13 protein-coding genes and 1 pseudogene are annotated in these 14,217 nt (G+C 66.2%); 3 read left to right on the forward strand and 11 right to left on the reverse strand.

Annotated features, from left to right (window positions below):
* From ACSGDB_RS04310 to ychF, 7 genes and pseudogenes are all read right to left on the reverse strand, one after another.
* Positions 1 to 885: pseudogene (locus ACSGDB_RS04310) on the reverse strand (DUF6531 domain-containing protein); the annotation flags it as partial.
* A 224-nt stretch (positions 886 to 1,109) separates the two neighbouring features.
* Entirely contained in the window at positions 1,110 to 1,391 is a 282-nt protein-coding gene (locus ACSGDB_RS04315) for a pyrophosphorylase (protein WP_394251278.1), read from the reverse strand.
* Positions 1,392 to 2,351: 960 nt separating this feature from the next.
* On the reverse strand, positions 2,352 to 2,561 hold the full coding sequence (locus tag ACSGDB_RS04320; RefSeq protein ID WP_434993130.1) for a hypothetical protein: 210 nt from the start codon (positions 2,559 to 2,561) through the stop codon (positions 2,352 to 2,354).
* A gap of 401 nt (positions 2,562 to 2,962) precedes the next feature.
* Positions 2,963 to 3,490: a hypothetical protein gene (locus ACSGDB_RS04325; protein WP_434993133.1), complete on the reverse strand. Its 528-nt coding sequence runs from the start codon at positions 3,488 to 3,490 to the stop codon at positions 2,963 to 2,965.
* A 17-nt stretch (positions 3,491 to 3,507) separates the two neighbouring features.
* Entirely contained in the window at positions 3,508 to 5,430 is a 1,923-nt protein-coding gene (locus ACSGDB_RS04330; RefSeq protein WP_434993134.1) for a hypothetical protein, read from the reverse strand.
* Between the two features lie 403 nt (positions 5,431 to 5,833).
* Positions 5,834 to 6,115, reverse strand: a complete 282-nt coding sequence (locus ACSGDB_RS04335) for a pyrophosphorylase (protein ID WP_394251278.1) — start codon at positions 6,113 to 6,115, stop codon at positions 5,834 to 5,836.
* Positions 6,116 to 6,534: 419 nt separating this feature from the next.
* Positions 6,535 to 7,620 (reverse strand): redox-regulated ATPase YchF, encoded by a 1,086-nt coding sequence (gene ychF / locus ACSGDB_RS04340; protein WP_434993137.1) that lies wholly within the window; start codon positions 7,618 to 7,620, stop codon positions 6,535 to 6,537.
* 63 nt (positions 7,621 to 7,683) lie between these two features.
* Here ychF and ACSGDB_RS04345 point away from each other — a divergent pair, with 63 nt between their 5' ends.
* On the forward strand, positions 7,684 to 9,015 hold the full coding sequence (locus tag ACSGDB_RS04345; protein ID WP_434993139.1) for a DNA recombination protein RmuC: 1,332 nt from the start codon (positions 7,684 to 7,686) through the stop codon (positions 9,013 to 9,015).
* Between the two features lie 52 nt (positions 9,016 to 9,067).
* Here ACSGDB_RS04345 and ACSGDB_RS04350 read toward each other — a convergent pair whose 3' ends face one another.
* Positions 9,068 to 10,159, reverse strand: coding sequence for a 4-hydroxy-3-methylbut-2-enyl diphosphate reductase (locus ACSGDB_RS04350; protein WP_434993141.1), 1,092 nt, complete (start codon positions 10,157 to 10,159; stop codon positions 9,068 to 9,070).
* A gap of 202 nt (positions 10,160 to 10,361) precedes the next feature.
* On the opposite strand from ACSGDB_RS04350, the gene xseA reads away from it, so the two are divergent.
* Positions 10,362 to 11,657: an exodeoxyribonuclease VII large subunit gene (gene xseA / locus ACSGDB_RS04355; RefSeq protein ID WP_434993143.1), complete on the forward strand. Its 1,296-nt coding sequence runs from the start codon at positions 10,362 to 10,364 to the stop codon at positions 11,655 to 11,657.
* A gap of 103 nt (positions 11,658 to 11,760) precedes the next feature.
* On the forward strand, positions 11,761 to 11,997 hold the full coding sequence (locus tag ACSGDB_RS04360; protein WP_434993145.1) for an exodeoxyribonuclease VII small subunit: 237 nt from the start codon (positions 11,761 to 11,763) through the stop codon (positions 11,995 to 11,997).
* Between the two features lie 21 nt (positions 11,998 to 12,018).
* Here ACSGDB_RS04360 and ACSGDB_RS04365 read toward each other — a convergent pair whose 3' ends face one another.
* The 3 genes from ACSGDB_RS04365 to ACSGDB_RS04375 all read right to left on the reverse strand — a co-directional run bounded on the left by ACSGDB_RS04365 (position 12,019) and on the right by ACSGDB_RS04375 (position 14,206).
* Positions 12,019 to 12,390, reverse strand: a complete 372-nt coding sequence (locus ACSGDB_RS04365; RefSeq protein WP_434993146.1) for a VOC family protein — start codon at positions 12,388 to 12,390, stop codon at positions 12,019 to 12,021.
* Between the two features lie 72 nt (positions 12,391 to 12,462).
* Positions 12,463 to 13,299 carry a formate/nitrite transporter family protein gene (locus ACSGDB_RS04370; RefSeq protein WP_434993148.1) on the reverse strand — a complete coding sequence of 279 codons (837 nt, stop codon included), beginning with the start codon at positions 13,297 to 13,299 and terminating at the stop codon, positions 12,463 to 12,465.
* 52 nt (positions 13,300 to 13,351) lie between these two features.
* Complete coding sequence (locus tag ACSGDB_RS04375) at positions 13,352 to 14,206, reverse strand: PPK2 family polyphosphate kinase (protein WP_434993149.1); 855 nt, start codon at positions 14,204 to 14,206, stop codon at positions 13,352 to 13,354.
* Between the last annotated feature and the right edge of the window lie 11 nt (positions 14,207 to 14,217).

A 14,217-nucleotide genomic window follows, 5' to 3' on the forward strand; every position in this document is an offset into this window, starting at 1 on the left:
GTTCACCGGATCATTCGCATACCCGGTGGTCGGCACCGCACCGTACGCCGTCGGCGGATCGATCGACAGGGCCGAGCGGGTCGCGCTCATCCCGGCCGCGGCCAGCGCCTCCCCCAGGCCCGCATCCGAGACCGTCGACACGGCACCCTCACCACCGGCCGCCGCGAACGCGTCGGCGATCGTGACCGCCCACGCCGCATCGTCCTCGTTGGCCTGCAGGTAGTTCCGGTACGCAGCGATCACCCCGGAGGCCTCGATCGTTCCCCACGAGCAGCTCGACGCGAAGGAGGACAACTGGCCCGCCAGAGCACCCGGCGCCGACGCCAATCCGTCATCCAGTCCACGCGCACTGCTCGCGAACGTGCGCAGGTTCGAGGGCCGCGCCGAGGACGTCCCGCCCCCATACCCGCCACCGGGCCCCGGGGTCTGGCGGGACCCCGTAGGCGCGGAAGTCGACGCGAACGACGGAGCCTTCCCCGGCGTCGAATCCGGCCGCTCCTCCTCGCCCCCGAAGAAGTCGCCGATCTTCTCGAGCGTGTTGCGGTCATTGTGCTCGCGTACCCACTCGTTGCTCTTCCGGCGCCGGTCGTCCTCCGCATGCCCGGCCGTGATCATCTGCCCCACGTACCCGGCCACGGTGCGCAACGCCGAAGCCAGTGCGGTCGCATCAGTGGCAGCGGTCGTGGCATTGTCCTGGAACATCTCCGAGAACCGGCCCTTGAAATCCTCACGCGCCGCGCTCACGTACGAAGCCCGGGACCCCGCCTGACCATCCAACCGGGCCGCTTCGGCCTCGAACGCCGACTTCATCTCCCCAGCGGCCGTGTAGTCGAACCGCCCATTCGGATCGTCCGGCAATAACGGCATCTCAACGAACTCGGTCACGACCAGGGCCCCCACTGGATAAAATTGGAAAAGAAGAAAATCGCATCACTGCGCCTGCCCGGACATGCGTGTCCCGGGCAGGAGATTCATCGACGACCATGCCGTCCGTAGATGGAAAGGGCGTCGGCCGGAAAAACCGAACAGCCGCCCGCCTGCATAAGGCGGAGAGCCCGGTCCTCCCTCCGGAGGTGAGACCTCGGAGGGAGGACCGGGAACAGGTCTTATCAGGCGCCGCCGCCGGCGGAGAAGATGTCCTGGGAGATCTTCTGCAGCTGCGTCCGCAACTCCTCGAGCTCCTGACGGGCCTTGTCCAGGGCCGCCTTCGTCTCCGGCCAGGTGGACCCACGGAACTGCGAGGCCAGCGGCCCGTCCCACACATTCGGGTCCGACAGGATCTTGCCCTGCGCATCCAGCGCCGAGATCTGATCCGTGAAACCACCATTGATGATCGACTGCACCTGACCGATAGCGGCCTTCGCCTGCTCGGTCGACAAAACACGCGACATAGAACTTCCCCCTGAAGATACAACCGGTTTAGTGCCGGACCAGAATCACCAGCACCATGACGATCATGACCCTACCAACACCAGGCAAAGAATCGACGCAAGTAAAGAACCCATTGCCCTCTGAACCGAAGACACCTCACCAGGGACGCTAACTGCCGACCCGGAACCGACCGCAGCGAGGCTCCGCCCAGCAGCAGAAATAGGTCAGGATGCCAACGCATGACACAGACCGGCCACGACGACACGGTCACCAGGAAACCGTCCCACCATCGGGAGGGTCGTCATCCCAGGAGGCGGCCCAGCGGCTACTGATTCTTCACAAGACTGCCAGAGCCGAGGCAAAGGTGCCTGCTAAGTATCTGAAACAATTCGATAAGATTGAATATTCAGTGATAAATTCGCCGAGCCAGCGATCTATTTATACATTGAATCTAAATTCAACCACGTTCCGTAGCCGAATAACGTCTGCTACGACATTCACCAGCGGATCATGCTGAAGCCACCACGCGTGTCACTGCGGGCTCACCGGGCGCTGCTGCGGCCACCTCGCGGCCATCGGCTTCGAGCAGATCGTTCATCCGTGTGGGCCTCGTCGGTCGGCCTATATTGCGAGACCCACGGCCATGCACATGGTGCGGCGTCAGTGCGGCGAATCAGTCGGATCCACGACGAAAGCTCCTGGGGGAAATCCAATCCACCCCGACCGTCCCTCACGAAAAAGATCCGCCGCTCGATGCATACAGAGATAAGCATCCTGATGACCGTGCCTGGACTCGAGTGCGTCAAGCACCTCGTCTGTACTGTGCAGCCTTCGTTCCTTCCCCTGACCGTCGATAAGCAGATACGTCCAGTGATGCTTCAGGCCAAGGACACCCGTGCGCGTGTGTTCGACTATTTCAGGATACTGCTCTCTCAGAGCTGCCATGCTAATCGCCCAATCACCCAATCAGTGCTGGTGAATCACTTTACCGGCCGATAGTCCTGCGCGGACGGTAGATTACCGAGCACATTCTTCATTACGACTCGGGAATACCAGCCAATATCGAAATCGTATTCAGAACCGACCGCGAACGAGGAAGCAACTTCCTCTTCATTTTCGAAATCCACCCCCTGATCAATGACAATAGGGCCGCAGTCAGTTGTTTCAACCAAGACCTCTGAAGTCGACACTGACCCTCTCGACCCGCCCGACGCAGTTCTCGGTTCCGCTGAGACAATTTCACAGCGCACAGTCTCGACAGCGATCTTGTCTAGACGGGGGCTCAGAACGACACCCAGCCCGATCAGGATGATGGCTATCCCGAGGAGGTTCCACAACCACCCGAATCCTTGCCTGCGCGATTCGCGTCGCGGACTTTCGCTTACCATCAGCACCCCTCGTTCATCAGCAATGACTCTTGCTGAAGTCCACTTGCATGGCGCCTAACTGAAGGCGCCGAAGAACCTGCCGCAAATCGTCGAGGCGGCAGAACGCCGTCAGATCAGGCGTGGCGAAAGTAGGGTGGAACAGGTCGAGGTCTTTCGGCCGGGATGGTCAGTGTGAGAACTTCCATCCCCCACGAACCAGGCCTTCAGAAATCGCCGCCCGGATAGATGCCCTCCGGCAGGGTGAAACACGCAGATCCTGATGCGATACGGATCTCGTTCGGGGAAAATCCTTCGGAGACGAGATAACTCTCCCCTGGAGCGGGCGGGTCGATTTGGATCTGATAGTTTTCATTCACATCCCTATCGACGGATACTTCGGTTCCGTTTTCCCGGTAGTGGGCTTCGATGGTTTTCACGATGGGCTCTATCTCGGTTCCTTCGGCGACCGTCACCGTCGTTGAAGCAGCCCAGTGGTGCTGGGTCTCGTTGCAGGACAGAAGCGTGCCCGTCTTCTTCTGATCGATCGAGAGAACAGCATCCTTCGGGATCAGCGCGGCGATCTCCGCTTCCATGGCCTGGGTGTGGGCTTTGGCTTCCTGCCAGGTGAGTTCAGCGTTCATCGGTTCCTCCTGTGTTTGAGCGGCCGTTGGCGCAGGTGGCTCGGTCGGATCTGCGTTCGGGTTCCCGGCACAACCGGCAAGCCCGATCAGACCCACCAGCAACAACGTCATGGCCCTGCTACGCGCCCTCATCGACTAATAATTTTCAGCATGTTGTTAAGCGCTTTCATGTTGTCCTCGCTGTCGGTGGCGATGAGGCTGTGGTTGTCCATGAGGATGTTCCCTTCTTCGATGCTGTTGATCGCACCGTCGAGTTCGTCGTCGTCGGGTCCGCGGTAGAAGTACTGGTCGAACTCGTCGCGACGAATCGGGTTGTTCCCATCCCACACAACCCCTTTATTCGTGAAGGGGTTGGTAGCGCCCTGACCATGGATGAGCACATCGTGGTAGTACAGGTTCGAGTATTCCGTAGTCGGCCGTGGTTCCCAATCCGGAAGCATCCCGGCTCCGGCGAGGGAAATCACCTTGTCATACCGGGCCCCGGCGACTTCGGAGCTGGTGATGTTCGCCAGGCCCCAGCTGTGCCCGACGCCGGTTTGTTCGGCACCGTTCAGGTGGGGATCCGCGCGCATCCCGGACTCGAAGGATGCCAGTTGCTGCCCAGACGCGCGTGCAAAGTCCTGATCGTTCGCCTCGCCGATTCTTCCCATGTTGGGACCGCCGGCGGTGTCCTCCTCCCCGGGAAATCGACCATCCTTATAGACGAAAGCCACCGTCCCCGACACCTCATCATTGATGTATTTCGACACCTGCTGCACCCCGCCGGTGTAGAAGCTGTTCAGTCCGGTGAACGTCCCCGGGACATAGGTGACCACGTGCCGTGTGTCGGGGTCTGGAGTGCCGATCATTTCCACAATCCGGGATCGATCCCGGTCATAGAGGTAGAGCTGCACGTCCCCGGCTCCCACCTGCTTCAGGTATGCCACCTCATTTTGTAGCATCTTCGTTCGGTTCGGGTCATGGCGGGCTTGCCCGACCCCCGACGACGTCAGAGCTGCTTCCAGATCTTTCTCCGCCGCCCGGAGCAGGTTCGCCGCGTTCAACTGGTTGGCCCGTACCCTGGCCAGCGCGGGCATCCCGTCCAAAGCGCCGAACATCGCCGGAGCCGCAGCGAGCAGCAGCTCCTGCCGCTGCGAGGCGCCGGCCACGTCCGCGGTGGTGCCCGCCCCCGTGGTCATGCCCGACCACCAGGCCCCGATCGTCGATGGACCCATGCGCTGAAGGGTCTGCTGCCATCCGGCCAATGTCGCCAGCGCTTTGGTATCCGCTGGCGTCGCAGTGGACAGATAGCTCAGCAGCGCCGCACCCGATAGGGACGCCGGTACGGTGGCAAGCACAAGAACGTCGTTCGATACCGTCACCTGACCGACATGTCCGCTGCCACCGGCAGCACGGAACGTCGAAGCGATGTCGGAAAGCCGGGTCGCGTCCTGATGGTTGTCCTCCAGGAACCGCCGCAGCCCGGTACCGACAGCGCTGAGATCAGAGTGCGCCCAAGAGCATTCCTGCTCGAACTCGGACGCTGCTGCACCGGTTCTGCCAGCCGCACCCCGGACTGTGTCGTCCAGGATTCTGAAGGTCGACACCGCGGAGTCCAGGGTGGCAGGGTCAGCGGAACTCGCACCAGTAGTGCTTCCGCTCGCCCAGGCACGCAGGCCCTGCCGTGCGGTGTCCACGTTCACCGACGGACGGTCGGTCTCCTCCGTGGACGGGCGCGGCCCCACATCCACTGCAATACCGCTGCCGGCGCTAGCCCAGCCGGCGGCAAAGGCCCACGCCCTCAACTCATCCAAGCGACGCTGCTCGACCTCCGCGGCGCTCTTCGCTTCCTGGGCCTGACGGGCGACATCATCCAGCATATGGACCAACTCGGAACGGGCCGCCCGTTCAGCGGCAACATTCTCCCGGAAACAGTCCGCGAACACGCCCCGGAATTCCGCAAGAGCAACCGTTGAGACCGACTCCCGTCCACCGCGTTGATCCTGCAACGCACGTGCCGCATCTCGACATGCGCCGATCAGACGATCGGCGACCCCCGTATCGAAATTCATTCAAACTCCCCCAGACAAATGAACAGGCATGCGCCACGACGAACCCTACCCAATACGGCTCCTCGACATCCGGTAGGGGTCATTGTCCGAAGCCACCGGCGGCGAGGAGCATGCGGAGCCGGTAGTTCCAGCAAGAAAACAACAGGAAAAATCAGCACATCCGCCGGGCAGAGGCCCGCACGGGAAAAGCACGAAAAAAGACTTACAAGAGAAGAGACCTGCGACAACCACGACCGGCGGGGGGACACCCCGCACAGGGCAGAACAACCTCAAAAAGATCCGCTCAGCGAAAACCCGGTCCGGAGGATCCAGTACCGGGGGAACCACCGTCTCCGTGCCGATCCCGCTGACCGCACCACTCCACGTGGCGCGATCAGCGGGACGCACCGCGAAAAGCTCGTGCTCAGGCGCCGCCGCCGGCGGAGAAGATGTCTTGGGAGATCTTCTGCAGCTGCGTCCGCAGCTCCTCGAGCTCCTGGCGGGCCTTGTCCAGGGCAGCCTTCGTCTCCGGCCACGTCGACCCACGGAACTGCGAGGCCAGAGGCCCGTCCCACACGTTCGGATCCGACAGGATCTTGCCCTGCGCATCCAGCGCCGAGATCTGATCCGTGAAACCACCGTTGATGATCGACTGCACCTGACCGATAGCGGCCTTCGCCTGCTCGGTCGACAACACACGCGACATAGAAATTCCCCCTGAAGATACAACCGGTTTAGTGCCGGACCAGAATCACCAGCACCATGACGATCATGACCCTACCAACACCAGGCAACGAATCTACGCAAGCGCAGAACCCATTACTGCCGGAACCGAAGACGCTCTCACCAGGGACACTGACTGCCGACGCGGATGTGACCGCAGCGAGGCTCCGCCCCGCAGGAGAAGTAGGTCCGGATGCCAATGCATAACGCAGACCGGCCACGACGACACGGTCACCAGGAGACCGTCCCACCATCGGGAGGGTCGTCATCCCAGGAGGCGGCCCAGCGGCTACTGATTCTTCACAAGACTGCCAGAGCCGAGGCAAAGGTGCCTGCTAAGTATCTGAAACAATTCGATAAGATTAAATATTCAGTGATAAATTCGCCGAGCCAGCGATCTATTTATACATTGAATCTGAATTCAACCACGTCGCCGTCGGACATGACGTATTCCTTGCCCTCGATGCGGACCCGGCCCCGGGACTTGGCCTCGCTCATGGACCCGGCGTCGACGAGGTCGTCGAAGGAGACCACCTCGGCCTTGATGAAGCCGCGCTGGAAGTCGGAGTGGATGACACCGGCGGCCTCGGGCGCCGTCGCGCCCTTCTTGATCGTCCAGGCCCGGCTCTCCTTCGGACCTGCCGTGAGGTAGGTCTGAAGGCCCAGGGTATGGAAGCCCACGCGCGCGAGCTGGTCGAGGCCCGACTCGTCCTGGCCGCTCATCTCGAGCATCTCGCGGGCCTCGGCTTCGTCGAGTTCCACGAGGTCGGCCTCCAGCTTGGCGTCGAGGAAGATTGCGTCGGCCGGTGCGACGAGCTCCCGCAGTTCCGTCTGGCGCTCCGCGCTGCCGAGTACGGCGTCGTCGACGTTGAACACGTAGATGAAGGGCTTGGCCGTGAGCAGGCTCAGCTCGCGCAGGTGCTCCATCTCCAGCTTGTCGCTGACCACGGAGGCGAAGATCGTATCGCCGCGTTCGAGGACGGACTGCGCCGACTGCATGGCGGCCAGCTGCGCGGCCTCGCGCTTCTTGATCTTCACTTCCTTCTCGACGCGCGGGATGGCCTTCTCGAGCGTCTGCAGGTCGGCGAGGATCAGTTCGGTGTTGATGGTCTCCATGTCGGAGCTCGGGTCCACCTTGCCGTCGACGTGGATGACGTCCGGGTCGTCGAACACGCGGATCACCTGGGCGATGGCCTCCGCCTCACGGATGTTCGCCAGGAACTGGTTGCCGAGGCCCTCCCCCTCGGAGGCGCCCTTCACGATGCCGGCGATGTCCACGAAGGACACGGTGGCGGGCAGGATCTGCTTGGACCCGAAGACCTCGGCCAGCTGCGCGAGTCGCGGGTCGGGCAGGTTGACCACGCCGACATTCGGCTCGATCGTCGCGAACGGGTAGTTCGCCGCCAGGACGTTGTTGCGCGTCAGGGCGTTGAAGAGGGTTGATTTGCCGACGTTGGGCAGTCCGACGATGCCGATAGTAAGAGCCACGGGAGACAAGTCTACCGGCGAGCGGTGTCGTGGAATGTCCGAGGTTCCTGCGACAGTGTGGGCATGAGCTCAACCGCCGTCCTCCTCGTCCTCCTCGCCTTCGTCCTCGGGTGCGCCGTGGGCGCCCTCGTCGTGGCGCGCTCCCTCGGGCCGCGTTCCGCCGAACTGCGAACGGAGCTCGACGACGCCACTGCCCGCCTCGGACGCACGACGACTGACCTCGCGGCAGCCGCGGCGCAGCGGGATCTCCTGCAGCAGCACAATCGTGAGCTGACCGGCAAGACGTCGACGGACAATGACGTCCTGCGCGCCCTGGCGCCGGTCGCGGAGAAGCTCACGCAGGTCCAACGCCAGGTGGGCCTGCTGGAGCGTGACCGCGTGGAGCAGTACGGGCAGCTCGCCCGGCAACTCGAGGAGTCCCGCGAGGCGGATGCCCTGCTGCTGTCGACGACGCATTCCCTCGCCGGCGCCCTGCGCAGCAACAGCGCACGCGGCCAGTGGGGCGAGATCCAGCTCCGGCGCGTCGTCGAGGCCGCGGGCATGCTGTCGCGGGTCGACTTCCTCGAGCAGGTCTCGGTCTCGGCCGGGAGCGATGGCGCGACGGCGCGCCCCGACATGGTGGTGCAGCTTCCCGGCGACAAGCAGATCGTCATCGACGCCAAGGTGCCGCTCAGCGCCTTCCTCGCCGCGCAGGAGCTGGCGGGCGCAGCCGACGGTTCCACGGACGCCGTGGCCGGATTCGAGGCACGGCGCACGGAGCTGCTGAAGCAGCACAGCAAGGCGCTCAGGGCGCACATCGATGCCCTCGCCCGCAAGAAGTACTGGGACGGGGCGACGAACTCCCCGGAGCTCGTCATCTGCTTCATCCCGGTCGAGTCCGTGCTGTCGGAGGCCCTGCGCGCGGATCCCGAACTGCTGGACTACGCGTTCGACCGCAGCGTAGCCCTCGCCTCGCCGGTGTCACTGCTCGGCATCCTCAAGGGCGCCGCCTTCAGTTGGCGCCAGGCCGTCCTGACCGACAACGCGCGGGAACTGTTCGACCTGTCCAAGCAGCTGTACGAACGCCTCGGCACGATGGGCGGCCACGTGACCCGCCTCGGGTCCTCGCTCAAGACATCGGTGGAGCGGTACAACAGCTTCGTCGGAGCCCTCGAGTCGAGGGTCCTGCCCACGGCCCGGCGCATCGGGGCGTTCGACTCGGCGTCACTCGACGTCGTCGACGCGGCGGCCGAGGGCTCCGAGGCCGGCAGCCACGGCGCGGGCGTGAGCCTGCTCGGGACTGCCCGTGCGCAACGCATCGGCAGTCCGGCGGCCGCCGGCGAGGCGGCCGCATCGATCGACGCCACCCCGCGTTCCCTCACCGCCCACGAACTCCTCGACGGGACGGCGGGCTAGGACCGGGCGGCCCGCCGGGGGCGCGACGGGCTCGACGGCAGCGCCGGGAGCGTCAGTTCAGCGAGGTGCGGTCGGACGCGCGTCCGCCCCGGCCCTGCGACGGGTCCCCCATCGCCTTGAGGGCGGCGCGGATCTCCTTGGGGAGGGAGAAGATGATGTCCTCCTCAGCGGTGACCACTTCCTCGACCTGCCCGTAGCCGTACTCGGCGAGCAGCCGCAGCACGTCCTGCACGAGGTTCTCCGGAACGGAGGCCCCGGAGGAGATGCCGACCGTCGCCACGCCCTCGAACCAGGACTCGTCCACCTCGTTCGCGAAGTCCACGCGGTACGCCGCCTGGGCACCGTACTCGAGCGCGACCTCCACCAGGCGGACGGAATTCGAGGAGTTGGCCGATCCCACCACGATGACGAGGTCCGTCTGCGGCGCGATCTTCTTGATGGCCGCCTGCCGGTTGGATGTGGCGTAGCAGATGTCGTCGCTCGGCGGATCCTGCAGCGTGGGGAAGCGCTCCTTGAGAAGATTCACCGTCAGCATGGTCTCATCGACGCTCAGCGTGGTCTGCGAGAGCCAGATGAGGCGCTCGGGATCGCGCACTTGGACCTTGTCGACGTCCTCGGGTCCGTTGACGATCTGGATGTGGTCGGGGGCCTCGCCGGCCGTCCCCTCGACTTCCTCATGGCCCTCGTGGCCGATCAGCAGGATGTCGAAGTCGTCCCGCGCGAAGCGCTGGGCCTCCTTGTGCACCTTCGTCACGAGGGGGCAGGTGGCGTCGATCGTGCGCAGCCCGCGGTCCTCCGCCGACTGCACGACGGCGGGCGAGACCCCGTGGGCCGAGAAGACGACGAGCGCCCCCTCGGGGACCTCGTCGGTCTCGTCGACGAAGATGGCGCCCTTCGCCTCGAGTGTCGAGACGACGTGGAGGTTGTGCACGATCTGCTTGCGCACGTACACCGGCGGGCCGTAGTGCTCGAGGGCCTTCTCGACGGCGATGACCGCACGGTCCACGCCGGCGCAGTACCCGCGGGGGGCCGCGAGCAGCACTCTCCTCTCGCCCGCGATCGGCGCGGCGGCGAACACCTCGGCCGGCGTGCGGCGCCGGCGCGGGACAGTGGGCATGGGGACCTGAACGGTGGTGCTGGTCATGGGCCGATTCTACCGGCTCGCCGGGCTGCGCCCTCGTGTTCGGACGCCGCTCCGCTCTGGGCTGAGCAATGCCCGCGCGCCCGGCGGCCCGGGACGCACATACGCCCGCCGCACCTGCCCCCGGGGGTGAGGGATGGTAGAGATGAACAGTGCGGACTCCACGAGCAGACGTGTCCGCACCCATCCCGAGGACAGGACACCCATGACGAGCGAGGGCATCAGGGCGCGGCCCACCGGTGACACGGGCCAGGCACCGACGGCGTCGACCATCCCCGCCACGGCGGCGGAGACGTCGCCGGACGCGCCATGGCCGCTGCACCTGCTGTCGGAGAAGCTCAAAGCACACATCGACCGGGCGCCGGCGGCGTGGGTCGAGGGGCAGGTCATCGAACTGAACCGCCGCTCCAGCATGTGCTACATCACGCTCCGGGACGTGGACACCGAGGTGTCACTCTCCCTGTCCGTGTACGGCAGCGTCATGGACCGCGTGTCCTCCCCCCTGGACCGGGGCTCCCGGGTAGTGGCGCGCCTCAAACCGGACTTCTGGGTCAAGACCGGACGGCTGTCGATGCAGACCATCGACATCCGGCCCGTCGGGATCGGCGACCTCCTGGCGCGCATCGAACGGCTGCGGCAGTCGCTCGCCGCGGAGGGCCTGTTCGGGGCGGCGCGCAAGAAGCGGTTGCCGCTGCTCCCCCACCGCATCGGGCTCATCACGGGCCGCGATTCGGATGCCATGAAGGACGTCATGCGGAATGCGGCCCTGCGGTGGCCCGCCGTCGAGTTCGATGTGCGGGAGGTCGCCGTCCAGGGCGTGAACAGCGTGGCGCAGGTGACCGGGGCGCTGGCCGCTCTCGACGCCGATCCCCACGTGGACGTCATCATCATCGCCCGCGGCGGCGGCGCCCTCGAGGACCTCCTGCCCTTCAGCGACGAGTCGCTGGTCAGGGCCGTCGCGCGGGCCACGACGCCCGTGGTCAGCGCGATCGGCCACGAAGCGGACCGACCGCTGCTCGACGAGGTGGCGGACCTGCGGGCCTCCACCCCCACGGACGCCGCCAAGCGCGTGGTCCCCGACGTCACGGAGGAGCTAGGCCGGATCGGCCAGGCGCGTGCTGCCCTCGAGCGGTCCATCCGCGTCCTCGTGCACCGCGAGGGTGAGAGCCTCGCGAACCTGCGCTCCCGCCCCTCCCTGGCGCGGCCCGAGGGGATGATCGACGTGCGGCAGGCCGACGTCGAGCGGCTGCGGTCGCGGGCCCTGCGTTCCACCACCGCCGCGGTGGAACGGGACGCCGACGCGGTCCACCACCTCCGCGAGCGCGTCCGCTCCCTCTCGCCCCAGAACACCCTCGATCGCGGGTACGCCGTCGTGCAGCGGACGGACGGGCACGTGGTCAGGGCCCCGGCCGACGTGGCGCCCGGCGATACCGTGCGCATCCGCGTCGCCGGCGGACAACTCGGGGCCGTCATCGACGATGCGCCGCGGGAAGCCCCGTGACCGCGGACCCCGAGGGCGCGGACGTCCCCGGCCCCACCAGTGACCATTCCCTGACACCCACCCGGGCCCGTGCGCGGGCCATCCAGCAGACGAGGACCATGCCATGACGGAGAGCCAGCAGCCGGACCCCAGCCCCACCGCGGTGGACACGCTGTCCTACGAGCAGGCCCGGGAGGAACTCGTCGGCGTCGTCTCGAGGCTCGAGGCCGGCGGCGTGAGCCTCGAGGAGTCCCTCGCGCTCTGGGAGCGCGGCGAGGCCCTCGCCGATCGCTGCGAGGCGTGGCTCGAGGGCGCCAAGGTGAGGCTGGCAGCGGCGCGCGACAAGGCCGAGGGCAAGTAGGGCCTGACCTGTGCCCCAGGACTAGGGCGAGGCCGGCAGCTCCTGCAGCGCCCAGGCATTGCCGTCGGGATCGGTGAAGCGCACGAACCTGCCCCACGGCTGGTCGTCGACCTCACTCGCCGCCACGCCGCGGTCGAGGAGCGCGGTCCGTGCGCGCTCGGCATCGTCCACGACGATCTGGACGCCGCGCTGCGAGCCGGGCGCCATCTCGCTGATGCCCTCGCCGAACGCGATGGAGCACGCGGAACCGGGCGGTGTGAGCTGCACGAAGCGGATGCCCTCCCCGACACGGTGGTCGTGGTCGAGCGTGAATCCGACGTGATCGCGGTAGAACACGATGGCGCGGTCGACGTCGCTGACCGGCACGTCCACGAGTTCGATCTTCCATTCCATAGCGGCCTCCTCCTGGGCTGGTGGAGGTGCCGGACTAGGCGGGATCGCGGACAGGCAGGGTCCGCATCACGCTCATGCGCCGTGCGCGGCGTCAGGGTCGGAGGGTGCGTCCTCGCGCCGCTCCCGGATCAGTTCCTTCGTGCGGACGAGCCGTAGCAGGGTCACGAGGACGAGCCCGCCCAGCATGTTGAACAGCAGGGTGTACCCGAACCAGCCGAGCCACTGGTCGTAGCCGAGGTCTGCGCCGGAGTGGATCGCAGCGAAGATCAGCAGCGAGTCGAGGATCGAGTGGAAGAGCCCGAGGCCCGCGAGCAGGAAGCCTCCGATCATCGTCGCCGCGATCTTCGCGACATCGTTCGAGGTGCCCTGCTGCATGCGGCTCATCAGGGTGATGGTGCTCCCGCCCAGGACGGCCAGGGCCACGGTCTGCAGGGAGAACGGTGCGTCGACGAAGTGGTGTGCGCTCTCGCTCACGGTCGTGGACCACTCGGGGAAGGCCTGCATGACGATCCAGACGAAGACCCAGCCGCCCACGAGGTTCGCCACGAGCGTGCCGCCCCACAACTTGCCGAGCTGCGCCAGGCTGCCCTCCTTCGCCACCACTGCGGCGACCGGCATCAGGAAGTTCTCGGTGAACAGCTCGCTGTGAGCCAGGAGCAGCGCGACGAGCCCGATGCCGAAGGCGAGCCCGGCGAGCAGTTCGTCCCCGGTCTGGTGCAGCACGGCGAGGTATGCCATGATGCCGAGGCCGATCTCGAACCCTCCGAACAGGCCGGTGACGATGATGGTCCTCATGGTCCGCTGGAGCCGCTCGGCTCCCTCGTCCACGGTCGCATCGAACGATTCCTTGAGTTCGTCCTCGACCGGCGCGTCCGACGCGCCGAGTTCCCGCCTGCGTTCCTCGCTCATGGATCCTTCCGTGGTCCGTCGTCGTCCGTTGTCCTGCCGCCGGATCGGCGCCTCAGGAGGAGTGCAGCCGTTCCCGCTCGGCGGCGACGTCGAACGAGGCCCGCGGCCAGCTCAGCTGCATGTCCTCGAGCGTCGCGGTGAGCAGGTGCTGCACCGCGAGCCTGGCGTACCACTTGCGGTCGGCGGGCACGACGTACCAGGGGGTGTCCGGCGTGCTCGTCCTCTCGACGGCCAGCTGGTAGGCCTCCTGGTACTGCTGCCAGAGGGCGCGGTCCCCGATGTCGTCCGGGCTGTACTTCCAGAACTTGTCCCTGCGGTCGAGGCGGTCGGCGAGCCGCGCCTTCTGCTCGTCCTGGCTGATGTGCAGCATCACCTTGACCACCCGGGTGCCCGCGCCCACCACCTGGTCCTCGAACGAGCGGATCTCCCGGTACCGCTTCTCGATCTCCTCCGCCGGCGACAGGGCGCGCACGCGGTGGATCAGGACGTCCTCGTAGTGCGACCGGTCGAAGACCCCGAGCATGCCGGGTGCGGGCAGCTGCCGGCGGACGCGCCAGAGGAAGCTGTGCTGCCGTTCCTGCTCGGTCGGAGCTTTGAAGGCGTGGTGCTGCACCCCCTGCGGGTGCACCTGCCCCACGACGTGACGCACGATCCCGCCCTTGCCGGAGGTGTCCATCCCCTGCAGGATCAGCAGCACGGCGATCTCGCTGCCGGCCCGGCTCTCCGCGAAGAGCTTCTCCTGCAGGGACGCGAGGGTGTTCGCCCCCGCGGCGAGGGCCGCGGCCCCCTCCTTCTTGCCGCCGTCGACGCCGGGCGTGGACCGGGGGTCGACGGCGTCGAGGGAGAAGTCCGGCCCGGCCAGGAGGAGGCGGCGCGTCTCGGCCGTGCTGTCGGTCCCGTTCGGCATGGTGCCTCCTG

The organism is Arthrobacter sp. Ld5, from assembly GCF_051172775.1.
Classification (GTDB): domain Bacteria; phylum Actinomycetota; class Actinomycetes; order Actinomycetales; family Micrococcaceae; genus Arthrobacter_D.

What these genes read in the sequence shown, in the direction of transcription:
- ACSGDB_RS04315 (WP_394251278.1), bottom strand. Translation starts at nt 1,391, where the DNA reads ATGTCGCGTGTTTTGTCGACCGAGCAGGCGAAGGCCGCTATCGGTCAG.
- ACSGDB_RS04325 (WP_434993133.1), bottom strand. Translation starts at nt 3,490, where the DNA reads ATGACGTTGTTGCTGGTGGGTCTGATCGGGCTTGCCGGTTGTGCCGGG.
- ACSGDB_RS04330 (WP_434993134.1), bottom strand. Translation starts at nt 5,430, where the DNA reads ATGAATTTCGATACGGGGGTCGCCGATCGTCTGATCGGCGCATGTCGA.
- ACSGDB_RS04335 (WP_394251278.1), bottom strand. Translation starts at nt 6,115, where the DNA reads ATGTCGCGTGTGTTGTCGACCGAGCAGGCGAAGGCCGCTATCGGTCAG.
- ACSGDB_RS04345 (WP_434993139.1), top strand. Translation starts at nt 7,684, where the DNA reads ATGAGCTCAACCGCCGTCCTCCTCGTCCTCCTCGCCTTCGTCCTCGGG.
- ACSGDB_RS04350 (WP_434993141.1), bottom strand. Translation starts at nt 10,159, where the DNA reads ATGACCAGCACCACCGTTCAGGTCCCCATGCCCACTGTCCCGCGCCGG.
- xseA (WP_434993143.1), top strand. Translation starts at nt 10,362, where the DNA reads ATGACGAGCGAGGGCATCAGGGCGCGGCCCACCGGTGACACGGGCCAG.
- ACSGDB_RS04360 (WP_434993145.1), top strand. Translation starts at nt 11,761, where the DNA reads ATGACGGAGAGCCAGCAGCCGGACCCCAGCCCCACCGCGGTGGACACG.
- ACSGDB_RS04365 (WP_434993146.1), bottom strand. Translation starts at nt 12,390, where the DNA reads ATGGAATGGAAGATCGAACTCGTGGACGTGCCGGTCAGCGACGTCGAC.
- ACSGDB_RS04370 (WP_434993148.1), bottom strand. Translation starts at nt 13,299, where the DNA reads ATGAGCGAGGAACGCAGGCGGGAACTCGGCGCGTCGGACGCGCCGGTC.
- ACSGDB_RS04375 (WP_434993149.1), bottom strand. Translation starts at nt 14,206, where the DNA reads ATGCCGAACGGGACCGACAGCACGGCCGAGACGCGCCGCCTCCTCCTG.